Here is a 19,377-nt window from a genome sequence, read left to right as displayed (position 1 = left end):
TCGATCGGACCGAACCTCACGCCCGACAGTCGTGCGTCACGAGCCGGTTGGTTCCGACCTCCTCGCTCGGCTCCGGCCACGCCATCCGTTGGTAATAGGTTATCTCCACGGACTCGACGGACTCGCCGGTCCGATCGGCGACGGTCCGGCAGACGTACGCCGCGGTCGAGCGCGAGACCGTCGGATCGTCGGCGACGGTGATCGATATCAGGTACTTGCGCCAGCGTGCGGAGGGGTAGGTCGCGTCCACGTCGGGGGGCGGCTCGCTCGTGACCGACCCGCGACCGAGGCCGTCGACGTGCTCGCCGCTCGCCAGCTCGGCGTTGATCACGAACCAGTGGTCGGTCCCGGAGGGGTCCGGAGCGAACATCTCCCAGCCGTACTCGGTCGGGTCGATCCCGGCGTCGTCCGCTCCCACCTCCACGTAGCCGAGCGCGGCCGCGTTCCAGACGAGCGTACCGACGAGCAACGCGACTGCGATCGTCCGGACGGCGGCGTGGAGCCACGGTCCGATCCCGGGATCAACGGTCGCCATACTGTCACCGTTACTGTCACCGTCGACGACAGCTATGAGGCGATACCGAATGCCCGCCGTCGCCGCCTCGATCCGGTCCCAGACGCCGGACCCGAGAAACGGCAGCAGTGAGACGATGGACACCAGCGGAAAGACCGAAATCGCCATCGTGAGCACCATCCCCGCGTGGCCGCCGGCGATCCCGGCCGCGATCGCGGTTCGGATCCGACCCCGTGCGACCACGAGCAGCGGCGATGCGACGAGCAGTCCGAGCCACGCGTAGTTCAGGATCCACAGCAGCGTCGGCGACCCCGCGACCCACGGCCCCAACAGGACCGTGAACTGGTCCATACTGAACGCGATCGCGGCGCCGTCGCCCGCGATCCAGCGGTCGCCCCGGAGCTTGAACACCGCGTTCGTGACGTAGACGAGGGCGACGTGGACGAGGAGGGCCGCGGTCGCGACCGACGCGACCTGCACGTCGGCCCGCCCTGGGTGCGCTCTGTCACCCGATACCGGAGGCCCACGCACCGCGTCGATCGACCACCGCGAGCCGACCGGGAGCAGCGTGGCGAACAGACACAGCTGCCACAACAGCAGATCGCCGGAGTTGAGCACGAAGGGGTTGCGCGCCTGCAACGAGAGCACGAACGCGAGCGAGACGGCCGCGGCGATCCGGCTGTGGTACCCGACGGCGAGCGCGACCGCGACGATGCCGGCGATCACGAACAGGGCGGCAACGCCCGCGGGCCCTGCAACCGACTCCGCGACGGCGTGCATCGAGACGCCGGCAAGCGACGGGTACGCGCTCGCAAGCGCGTCGGTCGTCAACACGCCGGAGTCAGTGTAGAGAGCTCGCAGATGACGGCTACGGAGGAGGAGGTCGATCAGGATCACGAGCCCGAGCCCGATCCGAACGGCGGCAAGCGCGCGCCGATCGACGGCGGCCCGAGCACGGACGAACCGCCCCACGGCGTTCGCGATCCGGCGACGTGATGGGCGGTCGAACATCTCTCGGTCCAGTCTACCGCAGTCGTACGAATAGGTTTTGTGGAGCACCGACTGCTACCGGTCCGAAACCCAACGGTTCATACGTCCCGAACGCGGACGCCGGACCGTGTATCGAACCGGTCATCTCGGGGCGTCGATCGCGGTCTATGCGCCCTTCGGCGTGGGACTGTTCGCGGCCGGTGCGGACTCCCTCGCTGTCCTCGCGGGCGCCGTGATGCTGTGGTTCACGATGCTGCCCGACATCGACCATCGACTGCCGATCGTTCCCCACCGCGGGCCGACACACAGCCTGCTGTTCGCGCTGGCCGTGGGCGGCGTCTTCGGCGGTGCGGGATCGCTGGCGGCGAGCGAACTCGGCGTGACCGCGGCCGTCGGGCTGGGTGCCTTCGGCCTCGTGCTCGGCATCGCAACGGTCGGCGCACATCTGCTCGCCGACGCGTTGACGCCGGCCGGCGTCCCGCTCCTGTGGCCGCTTTCGGGACGGACCTACTCGCTGTCACTCTGGCGGGCGGACAACACCGTCGCGAACTACGGGCTGCTCGTCGTCGGCGTCGCGATGGCGGTCGGTACCTTCGCGTTGGCCGGTCGGCTCGTCGGCTGGTGATGCTGCGGACTGGATCCCAGCCGTCGTTTCGCTCCCGATAACTTATGAATCGGGCCGGCAAACCGGGAAGTATGCCACAGATCCATATTGACGAGGAGACGATCGAACGGCTCGACGGACTCCGCATCGAGGATGAAGAGTACGACGACCTCATCAACGAACTCATCAACATCTACGAGGCCGAAGAGCTGACGCTGTTCCACAGCGGCGACGCCGAGTGAAAGCGTCACCGATCGACGCCGGTGACGGTGTCACTGAGGCGGCGTCCCTACCGATTGCGGGGGAGACGCTCGTCGGCGAGCGACGACGGAAACCGAAATCCGTCGGCTCCCCGATCGCGGTCTCGAACCGTTTTTCGGTCAGCGTCTCGAACCGTTTTTCGGTCAGCGTCTCGAACCGTCATCTCGAGGTCGTACGCCCGGTCAACCGCCCGGATCGCCGTGATCAGTTCGTCGGCGAGCCGTGCGTCCTCCTCGAGATCCAGCGACTGCAGGACACCCCCGAGTCGATCGGCGGCACGCCGGATCTGTTCGGTCCGTGGGAGCTCCGCGTCGACGACGGCCGTACCGTGTGAGGAACGGGACATAATCGACGAAACGGGCTCGAAATCCCATAGTAATGGTTCCCCTACCGGTTCATAACCGGACGTTCGACACCGACTCCGTCTGGAACGGGTCCGGCGACCTACTCAAGGTAGGCGGTGCGGGCGCGTTCGAACTTCCCGTTGTCCTCGAGGCGTTGCTGGAGTCGCTCCGCGTACTCCTGAGTCATCGTTTCGGCCGCTTCAAGGCGTTCCGCGTCGGCCTCGCCGTCGTCGCCGTCGAGACCGAGTGCACTGCGAACCGACCCGAGGAAGCCGCCGCTGCCGCCACCGCCGCTTCCGCCGCCACCACCGGCCGCGCCCGGCATCTGCTCGCGCAGCGAGTCGAGCTCCGGCATCATCTCCGGGAGCTTGGAGGTGTCGGCGACGATCCGCGCCCGGTCGGGATCCTCTGGGTTCTCGATCTCGAGTTCGGTTGCGGTCATGATCAGTCCCCACTCCTGGTTGCTGAACTGGGAGTTCATAACGCGGTCGTTGAACTCCTGATCGACGGCCATTCTGTCGCCGACGATCGCGTCCGTCCAATCGCTCATAGCGGTGGCTACGCGGACCGCTCCAAAGAGCGTTGTGCTCGGTGCTGTTCCGCCGTCCCCCCGGATCGATACCGGTTCGGATCGATCCCGTTTTGGATCGATCTCCCCGAGAGCGAGTATGGCGCGACACCACAACCGACCCTCTCGGCGTGCCGTACTCGCAGCGGTGGGATCGACCGCGCTCGTGTTCGGATCCGGCTGTGTGGGTGGCGGTACGGATGAAGCCGGTGGCCAGAGCGGGACCGGTGGCGAGGACGGGACTGGTGGCGACGATGGGTCCGCCTCCGGCACCGACGACTGGATCGCGAGCGCGAACAACTACGACGGCGTCGTCGATCGCACCGGCGAGTCGACCGTGACGGTCGGCGTCGGCGCCGCCGGGGGGCTCGCGTTCGGACCCGCGGCGGTCCGGGTGAGCGCCGGCACCGAGGTCGTCTGGGACTGGACCGGCGAGGGAGGCCAACACAACGTCGTGGAGGAGAATGGCCGGTTCGAGAGCGATCTGTATCGGGAAGCGGGATCGACGTTCACCCACGTCTTCGAGACGGCGGGAACGTATCGGTACATCTGTACCCCCCATCAGGCAAGCGGAATGCGCGGCGCAGTCGAGGTCGTCGAATAGGCCGAGATCGCCGACGAGACCGGAAGCACGAATGATCGAGGTCGTGGAGATCTCCGACCCGCGGGTTCTTTACCGATCACGATCGAATCCGGGGTATGCTTCCGGAGTGGGTCCCGTTCCACCGCCTGAGTATCCCGGTCGCGTTCCTCCTCTCGTTCGTGATCGTGTGGGCGATCGACCGCCCGCGTGGCCGGTGGGGGCGACGGGTCCGATCCCGGCTGCTCCGTGGTGTTCCCTGGGGGACGCTCGTCGCCGTCGGCGTCGTCCTCCTCGTCTACCTCTTCGTCCAGCGGGGGATCGACGACCCGAGTTCGCCGGTCGTGATCCCGTTTCGTGCCTGGTCGTACTTCTCGCTCGACGGACTGCTCCTCTCGGGGCTGTCACACGCGAGCCTCGGCCACCTCACGGGGAACCTCCTGGCGACGCTCGTCGCGGGGACGCTCGCGGAGTACGCCTACGGCCACTATCCGCGCGCTCGCGGCGCCAGTTCCTTCGCCTCGTGGCGATCGAACCCCTACGTGCGAGCGTTCCTCGTCGTTCCGGCCGCGATCGTCGGCGGCGCGGTCCTCTCGAGCGTGATCGCGGTCGGTCCCGTCATCGGGTTCTCCGGCGTCGTCTTCGCGCTCTGGGGGGTCGCGATCGTCCACTACCCGCTCGGGTCTATCGTCGCGCTCGCCGGGACGTCGCTCGTGAACCTGCTGTACTCGGCGTTCACGAGCCCCGTCACGCGGGCCGCCGCCAGCCCCTCCTACGGCGGTCCCTGGTGGGCAAACATCTCGATCCAGGGGCACGCGGTTGGGTTCCTGCTCGGCGTCCTGGTCGGGATCGTGCTGCTGCGCCGCTGTGAGACGGACGTACCCTCCGCCGCCGTCGTCTTCGCCGGCGTCCTCCTGTTCGCGTCCTCGCGGTCGCTGTGGGCCGTCTACTGGTACCTCGGGAACGAGCGGTACGTCCTCTATCGGGCGGTCGGCGTCGCGCTCGTCGCGCTGCTCGCGGCGATCGTGACGCTCGCGGTGGCCGGAAGCGATCGGCCCCTCCGCCCGGAGTACGCCGTTCCGAACCCGGAGACGATGCGTGAGGCCCTCCGGTCCGCCACGCCGCGGATCGTCGGGGTCGTGTTGGTGGTGGCGGCGTTCGGGATCCTCGTCGGACCCTCGGTCGTTCCGAACCTCGTGACCGTTCCCGCGGAGGAATCCCTTCCCGGCGACCCGGTCGAGGTCGAGGGCTACGAGGTGACCTACGCCGAGGACGTACCGAACCAGCTCGTGAACGTGATCGACGTCGAGGCGTTCGAGGGCGCGACGAACGTCACGACCTCCGGAGTGATCGTCAAAAACGCGGAGCGCGACGTCTGGATCACGGCGGTCTCCCGTGGGAATCTCGCCTACTGGGGCTCCCGCGAGGTCACCCTCGGCGGGATCGGCTGGCGTGAAACCGTCACCGCCCACCGAACCGGCTGGCGGGCGGTCGGCGCGGGGGTGAGCTACCGGGTTGACCTCGAACACGACGGCGACCGGCGGACCGTCCACGTCTCGGACTCGGCGACGGCCGAGCCGACGATCGACGGACGGAACGTCACCGTGTCCGCCCGACAGGGCGTCTTCGAGGTGACGGTCGCGAACGGCACCGGCGCCGCGACCGCGCCGCTCCCGGCCGCGAACGAGTCGGTACGGCTTTCGGGGATCCGGCTCGTTCGCGAGGATCGGCGGATATACGCCGAGACGAACGGGACACGGGTGCGGGTCCTCGAGGCCGAGCGGTACGAGGGCCGGGAACGAGCACGGGAGGTCGATCTCGGTGCGGTCGACGCCAGTTCCTAGCCGTCACCCGACCACTCGATCCGATACACCTCGGTATCGATCGCCGTCGAGTCGTCGGTGTGGTGGTCGAACCGGTTCTCCAGATCGAACTCGGCCGCGAACGCGTGGGTCACCGTGCCGCCGTTGTCGGCGGCGAACGAGCGGACGAACGCCTCGCTGCCGTCGTTGTGGACCGAGTAGGAGACGTCGGCGAGGGTTCCGGCGGCCGCGAGGAACCCGCGGTCGGCGTGGCGGTTTCCGTCCTGTGCGCCGAACGGGGGATTCATCAGGACGGTCGTGGGCTCGGCGGTTCGGATCGGCGGGCGGGTCGCGTCGGCACGCAGCCAATGAACCGGCGCGTTCGTGCCGACGCGACGTTCGTTCTCGCGGGCGGTCCCGAGCGGGCCGGGGTCGACCTCGAGACCGACCACGCGGGCGGGGCCGCGGAGCGCGGCCGCAAGCGCGAGCATACCGGTTCCGGTCCCGAGATCGAGTATCGTTCGTCCCTCAACGTCGCCCTGCAAGTCGGCGAAGTGGACGACGTGGGCGGCCAGTCCCGGAGGCGTCGGGTACTGTTCGAGGGACGCGGTCGGCTGCTCGAACCCGGCGACGACGCCGAGCTTCGTCGCCAGGGAACGCCGCGACGCCATCGATCACCCGGCGATCTCGGCGTCGCCGGTGATCCGGAGGGTCACGCCCTCACGAGCGGCTCGTTCCGACAGGGCCGACAGCGCGGGATCAACCTTCGCCGGTTCGGCGACGTCGTCGACCGCGATCTCGATCCGGCCGGCACCGAGGAACGCGGCGGCGCGGACGAACCCGCGAAGCCGATCGGCCTCCTCCTGGGTGGCAAGCGAGCAGTCCTCGGCGAAACACGCCGTCACCGCCAGCGCCGCGGGCTGGTAGCCCCGCTGCGACAGTTCGGCTTTGAGGTCACGCAGGTATTCGGGAGCGGTGCTTTCGAGGTCGGCACCGTCGACGACGACGGGATCGATGTCGGCGGGTCGACACCCCGAAATCGGGCCGTCGACGTTCGTGGACTCGGTGGTGCTCATACAACCACATATTCTCTGGTTATACAAATATCTTTGTAAATGCTTAGTAGTAATTTTGTGAGGGGCGGGTACATCCACCGTGAGAATCGTTAAGTACCAACCCATACAACCGGGATCCAATACGCAACACCCAATGAACCGACACTCCTTCGACATCGTCGTCATCGGCTGTGGCATCGCCGGTCTCGCCGCGGGACTTCGCGCGGCCGAACTCGATCAATCCGTCTGCCTCCTGGAGAAGAGTCCGAAGGAACACCGCGGCGGCCACACCCGCTTTACCGAGTCGTTCCGGATCCCGACCGCGGACATCGACAGCGACGCGACGTTCAACGTGGAGGACTACTCGACGGCCGACTTCTACTCGGACATCATGCAGGTGACGAACTATCGGGCCGACGAGGACCTCGTCGATCGGCTGGTCTCCGAATCGCCGGACACGTTCGAGTGGTTGACCGACCACGGGGTCAGCTGGGAGTACCAGGCGCCACATCCGGGGTACACCGCGGGTCGGGTCTGGCTCCACGGCGAGGATATGGTGGACGAGCTGGTCGAGATCGTCGAGGACCGCGGCGTCGAGATCTTCTACGAGGCCGAGGCTCGATCCCTTCGGCGCGACGACGACGGGGACGTCTCGGGCGTCGAAGCCCGCCACGAGGGACGCCGGACGCTCTTTACGGGCGACGCCGTGATCCTCGCGGCCGGCGACTACGGCTCGAGCAAGGAGCGCCGAACCCGGTATTACGGACCCGGCTACGGGAATATGAAGGTTCGCGGCAGCCGATACAACACCGGCGAGGCGCTGGATGCCGCGATGGACGTCGGCGCCAAATCCGAGGGGGAGTGGGGTGATGCCCATATGGCGATCATCGACGTGCAATCCCCGGACATCGAGGGCGGGATCACCCGCATCGACGGCTATCAGTACGGCCTCATCCTCAACCACGATGGCGAACGGTTCGTCGACGAGGGCGAGGACGCTCGCGCACACACCTACGCGAAGTTCGGCCGGGAGATCTTCGAACAGCCCTATCACGAGGCGTTCATCATCGTCGACTCCAAGACCGTCGACGACGTCGCGCACATGGGCCCCGGACGGGCGGTCACGGCCGACTCGATCGAGTCGCTCGTCCGGCGCCTCGACATCGAGGACCCGGAGACGGCCGTCGAGACTGTCGACCGGTTCAACGAGGCCTGTACAGTCGAGGGCGACGGGATCGAGGCGTACGACCCGAACGTCCTCGACGGCAACGATGCGCCCGGCATCGACCCTCCGAAATCCAACTGGGCGCTCCCGCTCGATGAGCCGCCGTTCACCGGCTATCCCGTCACCGGCGGGATGACGTTCGGGTTCGGCGGCGTCGCCATCACGCCGGACGCCGAGGTGCTCGACACGCGGGACGATCCGATCCCCGGCCTCTACGCCGCCGGCAACGCGACCGGCGGACTGTTCTACAACAACTATCCCGGCGGTACTGGCCTGACGAACGCCGCCGTCTACGGACGGATCGCCGCCGAGACCGCCGTCGAGGATCTCGAGTAAAATCGCGGTCGGGCTGTACGATCCTCGACGCTACTCGACGTATATATCTAATTTTTGACACCAAATTTTAAATAGGCCACTAGCCACAAACCTTATATGGAACGTCCGAGCCGGCAGCGGGAGCAGGAACGGGAGGCCGACCAGGAGGCGGGCGAAACGGTCTCCTGTCCGGAGTGTGGTTCCGCGGACGTCGTGGCGGACGGGGACCACGAGTTGGTGTGTGACGACTGCGGGCTGGTGCTCGACGAACAGCAGCTCGATCGCGGGCCGGAGTGGCGGGCGTTTAACCACTCCGAACGGCAGTCGAAGTCCCGGGTCGGTGCGCCGATCACCGAGACGATGCACGACAAGGGGCTGACGACGACGATCGACTGGAAGGACAAGGACGCATACGGACGATCGCTCTCCTCGGAGAAGCGCTCCCAGATGCACCGGCTGCGCAAGTGGCAGGAGCGCATTCGGACGAAGGACGCGGGCGAGCGCAACCTCCAGTTCGCGCTCTCGGAGATCGACCGGATGGCCTCCGCGCTGGGCGTCCCTCGATCGGTTCGGGAGGTCGCCTCGGTCATCTATCGGCGCGCGCTCGCCGAGGACCTCATTCGGGGCCGGTCGATCGAGGGTGTGGCCACCTCGGCGCTGTACGCCGCCTGTCGGCAGGAGGGGATCCCCCGGTCGCTCGACGAGGTCGCCGAGGTCTCCAGGGTCCCGCAAAAGGAGATCGGCCGAACCTATCGGTACATCTCACAGGAGCTCGGGCTGGAGCTCAAGCCCGTCGATCCAAAGCAGTTCGTTCCCCGGTTCGCCTCCGCGCTCGACCTCAGCGAGGAGGTTCAGACGAAGGCAACGGAGATCATCGACGTCTCGGCCGAACAGGGGCTGCTCTCCGGGAAGTCCCCAACCGGCTTCGCGGCGGCGGCGATCTACGCGGCCTCGCTTTTGTGCAACGAGAAGAAGACCCAACGCGAGGTCGCCCAGGTGGCACAGGTGACCGAGGTCACCATCCGCAACCGCTACCAGGAGCAGATCGAGGCGATGGGCTTTCGCTGACCGATCGAGTCCCGACCCGCCACGCGTTCTGACCGGCGTCCCGATCCCGCCAGTCACGACCCCGTCCACCCCGAATCGATCCGCCCACCACGGCCCAGCTACGCCGCGATGAACACCACGACCTCCCGGTTCCAGAGTCCGAGCCGCAGGGTTCGCGACTCGTGTGCGGGGAGCAGCGCGTCGAGCGACCCCTCGTGATCCGGATCGGCGATCACGACCGCCGGTTCACCCTCCAGGGCGCTGGGTGTGGTCACGCTCTCGACGTCGGCGCCGGTCCGCTCGAGGTACCACGGGAGCGGCAGCCGCTCGCCCCACGCCTCGCGGTCGGATTCCGCGGCGATCGGGGGACGGTCAGCGACCGTCTCCGCCGAGAGGTGGAACCGGTCGCCGACCCAGACGACGCGCGCGTTCCCGCCATCGGCGGCCGAAAGCGCCGCCTCCATCTCCCCGACGAGCGGCTCGAGGTCATCGGCTGGTTGGCCGTACTGTGCCAACTCCGACTCGGGAGACGGGTCGGTGGCGACGCCATCGAGAACGACGATCCCCCCGTGGACGACGATCGCGAACAGGACCAGCCCCGCCGCCGCCACCCGCGCCGCGTCGCCGACGCGCTCGCGAGCACCGTCCGACGCTGCCTCCAACCCGGCGATCGTCCCGGCAGCTCGCCGTCCGTATCGGTACACGGCCGCGATCCCGACCCCGGCCGGAACGGCCAGCGGAACCAGAGCGTGCACGAGCGTCCAGGGCGCGACGACCTCGGCGACGACGGGGTACCCGACCAGGCCGACCCCGGCCCACACGGACGCGAACAGGACGAACGGCCGTCCGCCCACGGAGGAATCCCCCGACCGAGTCCGGAGCAGCCCGTACCGGTCGGCGAGGAACCCGGCAACGGCGATGGCGAGGATCGGCGCCGCGGTCGCGACGACGGTCGACGCCGCGTCGGTCACGAACGGGAGCAGCTGCGTGCCGGCACGCCCCTCGACCCGAACGCCGGTGAAGGCCGTGACCGGATCCACGTACGTCCGCACAGCCATCCCGACCGGATCCGCACCGAGCCCCCCCACCCCGCCGGCGGCGCCCGGTCCCCGCGGCGCGAACAGCACGCCCCAGGTCCCGAGGAAGACGAACGCTGCGCGCGCGATCGGGGTTGCCTGCCCGATCGCCCGGAGACAGCCCCGCCGAACCGACTTGCCGAGGCGGGTGGGAGTCCCTGCAACGCGCGGGTGGTCGAGCGTGACGAGGGCGGCGACGATCGCGATGACGAGCGTCGCGACGGCGAACCCGGACGCGCCGAGCGCCACCGCCCAGGCGACGACGCCCCCGTACAGGTCCCGATCACGCGGGTCGGACTCGGGCCCGGTCGCGGCATCCAGCCACCGGAGACACAGGCCGACCGCCAGGAACGCCGCTCCCGCGGCGATCACGTCGCCGCGGAGGAACCGTCCGTAGTAGACGAGCGGGGGCGCAAACGCGAGCACGACTGCGGCGGCGACCGTCTCGTCGTCACGCAGCCGGCCGCGAAAGAGGAGCGCCGTCGCGGGAAGGAGTCCGCCGGCGATCGCGAACGGGAGCCGGGCGAGAGCGTCGCTCGGCGGCGCGACCGAGAGCGCGAGGCGAGCCAGGTGGAACACGACCGGTCCGCCGGCGACAGGCCGATACTCGTACTGCCCGGTCTCGAGCGACCGAAGCGTCCAGTACCCGACCCGGGCCTCGTCCCAGTGGAAGGGGCGGTCGCCCAGCGCGACGATCCGAACGAGCAACGAACAGCAGACGACGATCGCGACGACGGCTCGCACACGCCGGTCCGACCGCGTCCAGGTCCGCGGATCGAAGCCACGACTCCGGGACCGGCGTTCGGGACGACGAGCGTCCGCACGAGACGACATATCGATGGCGTCTCGGCGGCGGCGTAGGAACGTTTCGGTTCGGTCGAGGTGGTTGGACGTCGGTGCGAGTCGGATCGGCAAGCGCGGTCGAAGTGGCCGGTATGACCGGATCAGCGATCCACGCCCGTCGATCCGGCGACGTCGCCGAAGACGTCGCGGTGGAGGGAGTCACAGACGACGTCGGCCAGCGTCTCGAGGTTCCGCGCGTCCTCCCGGTTGTACGAGACGAGCGTCTCAAGGGCGTCCTCGTCGCCGCGTTCGTACTCCCGCCAGAGCCGGACCGCATCGTGTCCGCTGATGTCCGGGCGGTCACGCTCGATGTCGATCTCGGACTCGATCGCCTTGAGCCCGCCCGAGAGTCCCAGCCGTCGACAGGGATACAGCAGATCGAGGTGAGGGGTACCGATCTCGATCCCGAGGGCGGTCTCGAGGAACGGCACGTCGAAGCGCGCGCCGTTGAACGAGGCGATCACGGCGGCGTCGGTCAGCCGGTCACGGACCGCCTCCGCGGTGAGGTCCTCGCCGGCGACGAGCGTCGACGTCTCGCCGTCGCGGTGGAAGCTCACCGTCGTCACACGGTCCGAGTGCTCGTCGAGGCCGGTCGTCTCGATGTCGAAAAAGCACGTCTCCGCCCGGAAATCCTCGTACAGGCGCCAGCGCTGATCGCTCGGGAAGGCGTCGTCGAAGAACGCGGCGTCACCGGCCCGGAGCCGGTCACGGGCTCTGTCGATGAACGCGTCGATCCGATCGGCGGTCGTCGATCCGACCCCCGGCACGTCGACGGACCGGTCGAAGTCGTCCCACTGAGTGATCCCGTGTTCCCAGAGGCGCCGCTCCGTCCGTTCGCCGACGCCCCGAACCGGGATGAAGCTGTTCTCGATGCGCACGTCCCCACCGGGGCGCTCCGCCCCCTTGAACCTCTCGCGATGCGTCGGTGTCCGACCGCTGACCGCGAGCGTTTTTGCGGGGGCCGCTCTATCGGGACATATGTGTGGCCGGTACTCGTTGTCGACCCCGCGCGAGGACCTCGAGGCGCGTTTCGACACCGCGTTCCCCGACTTCACGCCACGGTACAACTGCGCACCCGGCCAGGATCTCCCAGTGATCTCTGCCGGCTCCCCGGACGAGGCGAGGCCGTCAAAATGGGGATTGACGCCCGCCTGGGCGGACGACCGGATGGACCTGATCAACGCGCGTGCGGAGACCGTTCGGGAGAAACCCGCCTTTCGGGAGGCGTTCGAGCGACGCCGATGTCTGGTCCCGGCGGACGGCTTCTACGAGTGGGTCGAGACGGAGTCCGGAACGCGTCCGTATCGCGTCGCGTTCGACGACGATCGTCCGTTCGCGATGGCCGGCGTCTACGAACGCTGGGCGCCACCCGAGCCCGACGGGCCGACCCAGACGGGGCTCGATCGGTTCGCGGGTGGTGCCGGGGACGGGGGCGGAAGCGACGTTTCCCCCGACGTACCGGGTCCGGAACCGGTGGAGACGTTCTCGATCGTCACGACCGAGCCGAACGACCTCATCGTCGACCTTCATCACCGGATGGCCGTGATCCTCGAACCGGACGAGGAGGAGCGGTATCTCCACGGAGACGCCGAAACGGCGGCGTCGCTGCTTGACCCGATCGATCCCGACGGACTGCACGCGTATCCGGTTTCCGAGCGCGTGAACGACCCGTCGAACGACGACGACTCAGTAACCGACCCCACCCTACTTCGCTCGGCCTTGCGGCCTCGCTCGTTGAGGGTGGGGCTTTGATGTGGTTTTCGCCCTCGGTTGGCGCGACGGGGCGTCTTGTGCGCCCCGCCTACCGGACGCCCTTCGGGGTCGACAAACCCACCATTCAGGGCCGGGCTACTGCGGCCCGTACTGCGCGCCGCTTGTGGACGCACAGCACTAACTGGCAGTAAGATATGGTGTAAGATAGTAGTTGCGAAAGCTCGTGTCGGCTTTCTCTCCGGCCTACTCGCGTCGCGCTTCCAACTGAGCGTCGGAACCCCTCGCTCCTTGAGGCCGGAGGCTCCGCCTCGAAAACTGCAGATCGAGCCGGTGTGAGTCGGTCACAGCCGTCGACTCACTCGAGGGCGTCCTTCCACTCGCCCACGCCCGAGGGATCCAGGTGAACGTGGGCGTCGCCGACCGCGGGAAGTCCACGGAGCCGGTCCATGAGTTCGGTCTCGAGGTCGTGAGCCTGCCGGAGCGTCATCTCACCGTCGACCTCGACGTGGACCTCGACCTCGATGTCGGTGCCGTCGTAGAAGACCCGCAGGTCGTGGATCCCCTCGACGTCGGGGTGGTCACGCAGAGTGGTCCGGACGCGGTCGTACTTCTCGGCGGGGGGCGCGGCGCCGACGAGGTAGGTCACGTTCTCGCGGGCGATCTCGACGCCCTGGTAGACGACGAGCAGGCTGACCAACCCGCCGGCGACGGCATCAAGAATGGGATAGCCCAACAACACCCCAAGGACGCCGACGGCGGCAGCGATCGTCGTGTAGATGTCGTTGAGGCAGTCGACCGCGAGCGCGTCGAGGGCAGTCGAACCCAGATCGGCGTTCACCCGCATCGTGTACCAGTACAGCAGATACATATCCGCCATCGCGAACCCGAGCGCGCCGAGCAACAGCGGATCGAAGACGACCTCCGGCCCCTCGATCAGCGCGAGCGCGGACTCCCGGAGCAGGTTCGCGCCGAGCAGGACGATGACGGCGCCGACGAAGAGGGCCGTCAGCGGCTCGATGCGCTGGTGCCCGTGTGGATGCGTCTCGTCCGGGTCGGTGTAGGCGGCGCCGCCCCAGACAAAGACCACGAGGCTGGCGACGAGATCGGCGACCGAGTGGGCGGCGTCGGCCACGAGTGCGACGCTCCCGAACGCGATCCCGGCGGCACCCTCGACCAGGATCTTGATCGCGTTCCCGAGGACGTTCACCCCGGCCGCGCGCTTGAACCGCCGTCCCTCGTCGGTCATACGGGCACTCGGTCGGCATCACTCATAAAGCGCCGGACTCGGCCGTCGGCGTCAGCCTCGGCAGTGGCGGTGGCGACGGTGGCAGTGGCGATGGTGGCGGCAGTGGCGGCGGTAGTGTCGGCCCCGATCGACGCCCGCGCTACTCCTCACCGTCCAGCCGTCCGACGTCGGTCCGGCTCCCCTTCGGGACCCGCGATCGGAGTTCGCCGTGGAGATAGAGCCCGACGCCGATCGGCTCCCGATCGCCGGACAGTTCGTGGGCGGCGATCAGGTACCCCCAGTCGCCGTCCCAGCGGTCGATCGGCTGGTCCTCGCCGGCGACGAACCGGGCCGCCTCGGCGGGGTCGAGCTCGACCACGTTACGGGTCGCGTGCCGGCCGAATCGGGAGACGGCCCGCGTCGTCGGCTTCCAGTGCTCCTGGCGCGTCCGCAGGAACGCCATTCCAAGCGCCTCGATCCGGCACGGGTCGGTCGCCTCCCCGCGATAGATCCAGACCTTTCCGGCGCCCTTCTCGAGGAAGGTGTACGGCTCCAGGACCGACCGGTCGATGCCGAAGCGGTCCTCCCACCACGCGAGGACCTCCTCACGAGTCGGCCGACCCGGGACGGCCCGGTCCGCGGCGGTCTCGGGGAGTCGATCGAAGCGCTGGCCGTCGTTGCTTGGGGAGTCCGATCCGTCGTCGTTCGATGGGTCCGATCCGTCGTCGCTCATCGTGCGGTCACCCCGTCGGTTCCGGACCCGTCCTGCTGTGCCGCCGTCACGCGAAGCTTCGCGCAGAAGAACCCGCCCGTGTCGTTGTGGTGGGGATAGATCCGGTGTGCCCGCTTCATCGCGTCGTTGAACGTCTCCCCGTCCCACTCGGTGATCCCGGGCTCGGTCCGGAGCGGGAGGTCGAAGGTCGTCAGCTCGCACGGCTCCGACTCGAGGACGTGCTGGAGGACGGCCTCGTTCTCCTCGGGTGCAAAGGTGCACGTCGAGAAGACGACGACGCCGCCCGGTCGAGTCGTCTGGATGGCGCGGGTCAGGATCCCCTTGCTCACGCCGGCGATCGCGTGGACGTGGTCGAGCGTCCACTCGTCGAGAACGTCCGGGTTCTTCCGGCAGGTCCCCTCACACGAGCAGGGAACGTCGACGAGCGCCCGGTCGAACGCGTCGAACGGGAACGGCCGCAGCGAGAGGTTCCGTGCGTCCTGGTTCGTGACGGCCACGTTCGTCACCCCGAGCCGTTCGGCGTTGTGGCGCAGCGCCGAGAGCCGGCCGAGGTTGTTGTCGTTCGCGACGAGGGTGCCGCGGTCGTCCATATCGGCCGCGATCTGGGTCGTCTTGCTGCCCGGCGCCGCACACGTATCGAGCACGCGTTCGCCCGGCTGCGCGTCGAGGGCGAGTCCGGGCAGCGTCGAGACCTCCTCCTGGCCGTGGATCCAGCCGTGGACGTACGGCCAGTTCGTGCCGGGGCTTCCCGCCGGCAGCCGGAAGAGGCCGTCGTGCCAGTCGACCGGTTCGTAGTCGATCCCCTCCTCGTCGAAGGCCCGACGCACACGCTCGGGCGCCGCCGCGATCGGATTCGTGCGAACGACCGACGGCAGCGGCCGGTCGCAGGCCGCAAGGAACGCGTCCTCGTCGTCGACGAGCGGGAGGTACCGCTCGAGTGGATTCATACGCCGGGTTCGCGGCGGGTCGGTTTGTCGATTTCGACTCCATCCCGACGGCCCATCCGGCGTCCGGAATCGATGACCGCCGGTCAGGAACCGACGACGGTCACGGATCGGCGACGGCACCCATCGCCTCCGGGCCGCGCGGCGTTATAAGTGGCTGGCCGCCGAACCGTCGCGTATGGCTCGGATAAACGTACTCGCCGAGGACGTCGAACTCGACGCGCCGTTCCTGATCGAGGGGCTCCCGGGCGTCGGGCTCGTGGGGAAGATCGCCGCCGACCACATCGTGGAGGCGTTCGATATGATTCACTACGCGAACGTCCACTGTGAGGGGATCCCGCCGGTCGTGACCTATCCCGAGGACGACTCGCGGCTGTCGACGCCGGTGCGGATCTACGCCGACGCCGAACGCGATCTGCTGGTTCTGCAAAGCGACGTGCCGGTCTCGCCGGCCGCGGCGACCGAGTTCGCCGACTGCGTCGCCGGCTGGTTCGAGGAGGAGGCCGTCACCCCGCTATACCTCTCCGGTCGCCCGGCGGAGAAGGAGGCGGCCCCGCCGGCGCTGTACGGGATCGCGACCGGCGAGGGCGGTACGCATCTCGATCGAGCCGGCATCGACGCGCCCTCGGAGATGGGGCTCGTCACCGGGCCGACGGGCGCCCTCCTGTCCCACGCGTTGGAGAACGATCGAACGGCCGTCGGACTGGTCGTCGAGTCCGACCCGCAGTTCCCGGATCCCGAGGCATCGCGGGCCCTTATCACACACGGGATCGAACCGATCACGGACGTCGACATCCCGACGGACACGCTCGTCGATCGGGCCGACGAGATCCAGCGCGCGAAGGAGCAGCTCGCGATGCGGATGCAGGACATCGAGGAGGAGAGCACCGAGGCGCGTCCGCTCCGTATGTATCAGTGATCGAACGGCGTCCGGATTCGGTCCGCTCCGTCAGTCCTCGAGTTCGTTCAGGATCGGCCGGTACTTGAGCTGTATCTCGTCCCACTCCTCGTCGGCGTCCGAATCGGCAACGATCCCGACGCCGGCGAACAGCGTCGCCTGGCGCCGCTCAAAGACGGCGGACCGGATGCCGACGGTAAAGGTTCCGTTGCCCGCCGCGTCGATCCAGCCGACCGGGGCGGCGTACCAGCCGCGGTCGAACGGCTCCGTCTCGCGGATCGTCTCGAGCGCGGCCGCGGGCGGGAGCCCGCCGACCGCCGGCGTCGGATGGAGGGCCTCCACGAGCTCCAACACGTGGGTGGTCGCCGCGAGATCCGCCGTGATCGGGGTGTGGAGGTGTTGGACCTCCGCCAGCCGCTTGATGCGCCGATCGCCGGTCGAGATCGAGGCGGTAAACGGCTCGAGTTGGTCGCGGATCGCCTCAACGACGAGGTCGTGTTCGTGTCCGTTCTTCCGGTCGGCGGCCAGCTCCGAGGCGAGCCACTCGTCCTCCTCGGGCGTCTCACCTCGTCCCGTGGTGCCCGCGAGCGCGTCGGTCTCGACCGTACGTCCGCGCATCGAGACGAGCCGTTCCGGGGTCGCGCCGACGAAGGCCGCGCCAGCCGCATCCGGTGTGCCGGTCTCATCCGGCGTTCCGGCCGCATCCGGTGTTCCGGCCGCATCGGTCTCGATGAGGAACGGGTAACAGTTCGGATACCGGTGCCGCAGTCGATCGATCATCGCGCATCGTGGCGCATCATCCCGGAGTTCAGCCGCAAGCGCCTGTGCCAGAACGACCTTCTCGAGATCGCCCTGCCGAATGCGATCGACGGCGGCTTCGACGCCGGTCCGCCACTCCGCACGTGTCGTCGTTCGGTGGCGGGAGACGATCCCGGGACGGTCCGGATTCCGATCCGGATCGGCAGTTCCGTCCGACGCGTCGGTGCCGTGATCGTCGGCTTCCCGGTCGGCTGCGCCGAGCGCGTCAAACGTCGTCACCGCCTCGTCGAGGCGGCGTTCGACGTCGGTCGCCGTGACGTCGGGACCCACCGCGTTGACCGTTACCCACGTCCCGTTGTCGGCCGCGGTGACCTGGACGCGGGGGAAGACGAACCACGCCTCGGGAAACGACGTCCAGGGTTCCCCGTCCGTCGCCGCCTCGTGGAACGCGAACCCGCCGAACAGCCGCGGACGGGCGGCCTCGGTCCCGGCGTGAACGTCGCCGGACGCGAACAGCCGGTCGGCACCATCACGGATCGTGGCGAACCGATCGGGGCCGCTGGCCGTCAGGGTCGCGGCCGCGCCGCCGCCGATCACCGTCGACTCCTCGGGCGCGCCCCACACGACGCGTGGCGTCTCGATCGCCTCGAAGGCCGCGCGGAACGACGGATCGTCGATCCGCCGGGCACGGCTGACGAGCCGCGACGAATCGGTCAGCGCGAACGGGTCCATTGACACGGGATCGGTGAGCGACACCCTTTACGCTAACTATACCGCTCCTCGTTCCAGGGGTTCGCCGTCTCCGAATACCCGCGCTTCTCCCAGTAGCCGCGCTGCGGTTCGGTACGGAACTCGACGCCCGTCACCCACTTCGCACCTTTATACGCGTACTTGTGTGGCGTGACGACCCGGACCGGTCCACCGTGATCCGCGGGAAGGTCCTCACCGTCGAGTCCGTCGGCGAACAGCACCTCCTCGCGACGACACGCCGACAGCGGCAGGTCGGTCGTGTACCCGTCGAGCGCGTGAAACAGGACGTGTTCGGCATCGGCGTCGACGCCAGCCCGGTCGGCGATCTCGACGAACGGGACGCCGGCGAACTCGCAGTCCAACCGGCTCCAGCCGGTCACACAGTGGAAGTCCTGGCGCTGGCGGACGTGCGGCAGCGCCGCGAAGGACTCGAGATCGTAGGTGAGCTGCTCGTCGACGGCACCGTACACCTCGAACCGCCAATCGGCAGGGTTATAATCGGGAGTCCCGCTCTTGGAAAGCACCGGAAACCGGTCGGTTTGCCGTTGGCCAGGCGGGAGCCGGTTCTCCCCGAACTCGCGGTACAGATCCGTAACGTCCTCGACCATACCGTCGATCGGAGCCGGATCCACCTATGGGTGTCGGGTCGAAAACATTGTGGTTTTTAAACTATTCTTTCAGAATACTCAATTAAACGTTCTCTCGAACGGAATCGTCTTTTCGTATCCCCGAGAGTTTGGCAGTAGGTTTATATATCCCCTCGAATTACGACGGGGTAGAGAATGCCGAAAGTCGAGATCACGGTCCCGGAACATCAGGAGATGCAGATCGCTCAAATGGTCGAGCAGGGCGAGTTCCTCAACCGGGAGGAGGCGATCGAGGAACTCCTGTCGACGGGGATCAAGGCGTACAAGACCAGCGGACCGATGGACGAGGAAGAGGGACCGGGCTTCGAAGAAGAGGGAATGATGGGCCACGAGGACGAATACGTCTTTTAAGTTTGGCTCACCGCGACGTCATCGACGTCGGCATCCGAACCCGATCGTGTGGCGGCAGATGCGACCACGATCGTTTGTGAACGGGCGGTGAAAGCGAGGCCATCGATCGACGGTGTCGGACGAGTGCCGCGAC

At 68.0% G+C, this 19,377-nt stretch carries 21 protein-coding genes; 9 read left to right on the top strand and 12 right to left on the bottom strand.

Features of this window, described 5'->3' with window-relative positions:
• Positions 1-16: 16 nt before the first annotated feature.
• Positions 17-1,525 carry an HTTM domain-containing protein gene (locus BLW38_RS03940; RefSeq protein WP_092814540.1) on the bottom strand — a complete coding sequence of 503 codons (1,509 nt, stop codon included), beginning with the start codon at positions 1,523-1,525 and terminating at the stop codon, positions 17-19.
• A gap of 106 nt (positions 1,526-1,631) precedes the next feature.
• Here BLW38_RS03940 and BLW38_RS03935 point away from each other — a divergent pair, with 106 nt between their 5' ends.
• A complete protein-coding gene (locus tag BLW38_RS03935) occupies positions 1,632-2,129 on the top strand; it encodes a metal-dependent hydrolase (protein WP_092814537.1) in 498 nt (165 codons plus the stop codon).
• Positions 2,130-2,200: 71 nt separating this feature from the next.
• Complete coding sequence (locus tag BLW38_RS16135; RefSeq protein ID WP_177167411.1) at positions 2,201-2,350, top strand: DUF7557 family protein; 150 nt, start codon at positions 2,201-2,203, stop codon at positions 2,348-2,350.
• 47 nt (positions 2,351-2,397) lie between these two features.
• Here the strand turns inward: BLW38_RS16135 and BLW38_RS03930 are convergent, their stop codons facing one another.
• Together BLW38_RS03930 and BLW38_RS03925 are read right to left on the bottom strand one after the other, a co-directional pair.
• Positions 2,398-2,715 carry a hypothetical protein gene (locus BLW38_RS03930; RefSeq protein ID WP_092814534.1) on the bottom strand — a complete coding sequence of 106 codons (318 nt, stop codon included), beginning with the start codon at positions 2,713-2,715 and terminating at the stop codon, positions 2,398-2,400.
• Between the two features lie 98 nt (positions 2,716-2,813).
• On the bottom strand, positions 2,814-3,263 hold the full coding sequence (locus BLW38_RS03925) for a DUF5799 family protein (protein WP_092814531.1): 450 nt from the start codon (positions 3,261-3,263) through the stop codon (positions 2,814-2,816).
• 118 nt (positions 3,264-3,381) lie between these two features.
• Between BLW38_RS03925 and BLW38_RS03920 the strand changes: the two genes are divergently transcribed.
• Positions 3,382-3,885 (top strand): halocyanin domain-containing protein, encoded by a 504-nt coding sequence (locus BLW38_RS03920; RefSeq protein ID WP_092814527.1) that lies wholly within the window; start codon positions 3,382-3,384, stop codon positions 3,883-3,885.
• Between the two features lie 95 nt (positions 3,886-3,980).
• Positions 3,981-5,705: a rhomboid family intramembrane serine protease gene (locus BLW38_RS03915; RefSeq protein WP_092814524.1), complete on the top strand. Its 1,725-nt coding sequence runs from the start codon at positions 3,981-3,983 to the stop codon at positions 5,703-5,705.
• Here BLW38_RS03915 and BLW38_RS03910 read toward each other — a convergent pair.
• Positions 5,702-6,334, bottom strand: a complete 633-nt coding sequence (locus BLW38_RS03910; RefSeq protein ID WP_092814521.1) for an METTL5 family protein — start codon at positions 6,332-6,334, stop codon at positions 5,702-5,704. The genes BLW38_RS03915 and BLW38_RS03910 overlap by 4 nt on opposite strands.
• A 3-nt stretch (positions 6,335-6,337) precedes the next feature.
• On the bottom strand, positions 6,338-6,739 hold the full coding sequence (locus tag BLW38_RS03905; protein ID WP_092814518.1) for a hypothetical protein: 402 nt from the start codon (positions 6,737-6,739) through the stop codon (positions 6,338-6,340).
• Between the two features lie 133 nt (positions 6,740-6,872).
• On the opposite strand from BLW38_RS03905, the gene tcuA reads away from it, so the two are divergent.
• Both tcuA and BLW38_RS03895 read left to right on the top strand, forming a co-directional pair.
• Complete coding sequence (gene tcuA, locus BLW38_RS03900) at positions 6,873-8,279, top strand: FAD-dependent tricarballylate dehydrogenase TcuA (protein WP_092814515.1); 1,407 nt, start codon at positions 6,873-6,875, stop codon at positions 8,277-8,279.
• 96 nt (positions 8,280-8,375) lie between these two features.
• Entirely contained in the window at positions 8,376-9,326 is a 951-nt protein-coding gene (locus BLW38_RS03895) for a transcription initiation factor IIB (protein WP_092814512.1), read from the top strand.
• Positions 9,327-9,424: 98 nt separating this feature from the next.
• Here BLW38_RS03895 and BLW38_RS03890 read toward each other — a convergent pair whose 3' ends face one another.
• Together BLW38_RS03890 and BLW38_RS03885 are read right to left on the bottom strand one after the other, a co-directional pair.
• A complete protein-coding gene (locus tag BLW38_RS03890; RefSeq protein WP_143040791.1) occupies positions 9,425-11,215 on the bottom strand; it encodes a flippase activity-associated protein Agl23 in 1,791 nt (596 codons plus the stop codon).
• Between the two features lie 110 nt (positions 11,216-11,325).
• Complete coding sequence (locus tag BLW38_RS03885; protein ID WP_092814506.1) at positions 11,326-12,102, bottom strand: ribonuclease H-like domain-containing protein; 777 nt, start codon at positions 12,100-12,102, stop codon at positions 11,326-11,328.
• A gap of 100 nt (positions 12,103-12,202) precedes the next feature.
• On the opposite strand from BLW38_RS03885, the gene BLW38_RS03880 reads away from it, so the two are divergent.
• Entirely contained in the window at positions 12,203-12,976 is a 774-nt protein-coding gene (locus BLW38_RS03880) for an SOS response-associated peptidase (protein WP_092814503.1), read from the top strand.
• A gap of 316 nt (positions 12,977-13,292) precedes the next feature.
• Here BLW38_RS03880 and BLW38_RS03875 read toward each other — a convergent pair whose 3' ends face one another.
• The 3 genes from BLW38_RS03875 to BLW38_RS03865 form a co-directional block, all read right to left on the bottom strand.
• Complete coding sequence (locus tag BLW38_RS03875; protein WP_092814499.1) at positions 13,293-14,183, bottom strand: cation diffusion facilitator family transporter; 891 nt, start codon at positions 14,181-14,183, stop codon at positions 13,293-13,295.
• A gap of 139 nt (positions 14,184-14,322) precedes the next feature.
• Complete coding sequence (locus BLW38_RS03870; RefSeq protein ID WP_092814496.1) at positions 14,323-14,895, bottom strand: DUF7122 family protein; 573 nt, start codon at positions 14,893-14,895, stop codon at positions 14,323-14,325.
• Positions 14,892-15,842 (bottom strand): RsmB/NOP family class I SAM-dependent RNA methyltransferase, encoded by a 951-nt coding sequence (locus tag BLW38_RS03865; protein WP_092814493.1) that lies wholly within the window; start codon positions 15,840-15,842, stop codon positions 14,892-14,894. The genes BLW38_RS03870 and BLW38_RS03865 overlap by 4 nt, the downstream gene beginning before the upstream one ends.
• A 175-nt stretch (positions 15,843-16,017) precedes the next feature.
• Between BLW38_RS03865 and BLW38_RS03860 the strand changes: the two genes are divergently transcribed.
• A complete protein-coding gene (locus tag BLW38_RS03860; RefSeq protein ID WP_092814490.1) occupies positions 16,018-16,758 on the top strand; it encodes a proteasome assembly chaperone family protein in 741 nt (246 codons plus the stop codon).
• A 30-nt stretch (positions 16,759-16,788) separates the two neighbouring features.
• Here BLW38_RS03860 and BLW38_RS03855 read toward each other — a convergent pair whose 3' ends face one another.
• Both BLW38_RS03855 and BLW38_RS03850 read right to left on the bottom strand, forming a co-directional pair.
• The gene (locus BLW38_RS03855) at positions 16,789-18,228 is read right to left on the bottom strand and encodes an isochorismate synthase (protein WP_092814487.1); all 1,440 of its coding nucleotides are present in this window, start codon (positions 18,226-18,228) and stop codon (positions 16,789-16,791) included.
• Between the two features lie 32 nt (positions 18,229-18,260).
• Positions 18,261-18,854, bottom strand: coding sequence for a sulfite oxidase-like oxidoreductase (locus BLW38_RS03850; RefSeq protein ID WP_092814484.1), 594 nt, complete (start codon positions 18,852-18,854; stop codon positions 18,261-18,263).
• 174 nt (positions 18,855-19,028) lie between these two features.
• On the opposite strand from BLW38_RS03850, the gene BLW38_RS03845 reads away from it, so the two are divergent.
• Positions 19,029-19,244: a DUF7120 family protein gene (locus BLW38_RS03845; RefSeq protein ID WP_092814481.1), complete on the top strand. Its 216-nt coding sequence runs from the start codon at positions 19,029-19,031 to the stop codon at positions 19,242-19,244.
• Positions 19,245-19,377: the final 133 nt, after the last annotated feature.

Source organism: Halopenitus malekzadehii, assembly GCF_900108505.1.
In the GTDB taxonomy this organism is placed as follows: Archaea; Halobacteriota; Halobacteria; order Halobacteriales; family Haloferacaceae; genus Halopenitus; species Halopenitus malekzadehii.
This window is presented reverse-complemented; position numbering and strand designations above follow the sequence as displayed.

What these genes read in the sequence shown, in the direction of transcription:
- BLW38_RS03910 (WP_092814521.1), bottom strand. Translation starts at nt 6,334, where the DNA reads ATGGCGTCGCGGCGTTCCCTGGCGACGAAGCTCGGCGTCGTCGCCGGG.
- BLW38_RS03920 (WP_092814527.1), top strand. Translation starts at nt 3,382, where the DNA reads ATGGCGCGACACCACAACCGACCCTCTCGGCGTGCCGTACTCGCAGCG.
- BLW38_RS03895 (WP_092814512.1), top strand. Translation starts at nt 8,376, where the DNA reads ATGGAACGTCCGAGCCGGCAGCGGGAGCAGGAACGGGAGGCCGACCAG.
- BLW38_RS03940 (WP_092814540.1), bottom strand. Translation starts at nt 1,525, where the DNA reads ATGTTCGACCGCCCATCACGTCGCCGGATCGCGAACGCCGTGGGGCGG.
- BLW38_RS03880 (WP_092814503.1), top strand. Translation starts at nt 12,203, where the DNA reads ATGTGTGGCCGGTACTCGTTGTCGACCCCGCGCGAGGACCTCGAGGCG.
- BLW38_RS03925 (WP_092814531.1), bottom strand. Translation starts at nt 3,263, where the DNA reads ATGAGCGATTGGACGGACGCGATCGTCGGCGACAGAATGGCCGTCGAT.
- BLW38_RS03890 (WP_143040791.1), bottom strand. Translation starts at nt 11,215, where the DNA reads ATGTCGTCTCGTGCGGACGCTCGTCGTCCCGAACGCCGGTCCCGGAGT.
- BLW38_RS03930 (WP_092814534.1), bottom strand. Translation starts at nt 2,715, where the DNA reads ATGTCCCGTTCCTCACACGGTACGGCCGTCGTCGACGCGGAGCTCCCA.
- BLW38_RS03845 (WP_092814481.1), top strand. Translation starts at nt 19,029, where the DNA reads ATGCCGAAAGTCGAGATCACGGTCCCGGAACATCAGGAGATGCAGATC.
- BLW38_RS03850 (WP_092814484.1), bottom strand. Translation starts at nt 18,854, where the DNA reads ATGGTCGAGGACGTTACGGATCTGTACCGCGAGTTCGGGGAGAACCGG.
- BLW38_RS03855 (WP_092814487.1), bottom strand. Translation starts at nt 18,228, where the DNA reads ATGGACCCGTTCGCGCTGACCGATTCGTCGCGGCTCGTCAGCCGTGCC.
- tcuA (WP_092814515.1), top strand. Translation starts at nt 6,873, where the DNA reads ATGAACCGACACTCCTTCGACATCGTCGTCATCGGCTGTGGCATCGCC.
- BLW38_RS03870 (WP_092814496.1), bottom strand. Translation starts at nt 14,895, where the DNA reads ATGAGCGACGACGGATCGGACCCATCGAACGACGACGGATCGGACTCC.
- BLW38_RS03915 (WP_092814524.1), top strand. Translation starts at nt 3,981, where the DNA reads ATGCTTCCGGAGTGGGTCCCGTTCCACCGCCTGAGTATCCCGGTCGCG.
- BLW38_RS03860 (WP_092814490.1), top strand. Translation starts at nt 16,018, where the DNA reads ATGGCTCGGATAAACGTACTCGCCGAGGACGTCGAACTCGACGCGCCG.
- BLW38_RS03865 (WP_092814493.1), bottom strand. Translation starts at nt 15,842, where the DNA reads ATGAATCCACTCGAGCGGTACCTCCCGCTCGTCGACGACGAGGACGCG.
- BLW38_RS03875 (WP_092814499.1), bottom strand. Translation starts at nt 14,183, where the DNA reads ATGACCGACGAGGGACGGCGGTTCAAGCGCGCGGCCGGGGTGAACGTC.
- BLW38_RS16135 (WP_177167411.1), top strand. Translation starts at nt 2,201, where the DNA reads ATGCCACAGATCCATATTGACGAGGAGACGATCGAACGGCTCGACGGA.
- BLW38_RS03905 (WP_092814518.1), bottom strand. Translation starts at nt 6,739, where the DNA reads ATGAGCACCACCGAGTCCACGAACGTCGACGGCCCGATTTCGGGGTGT.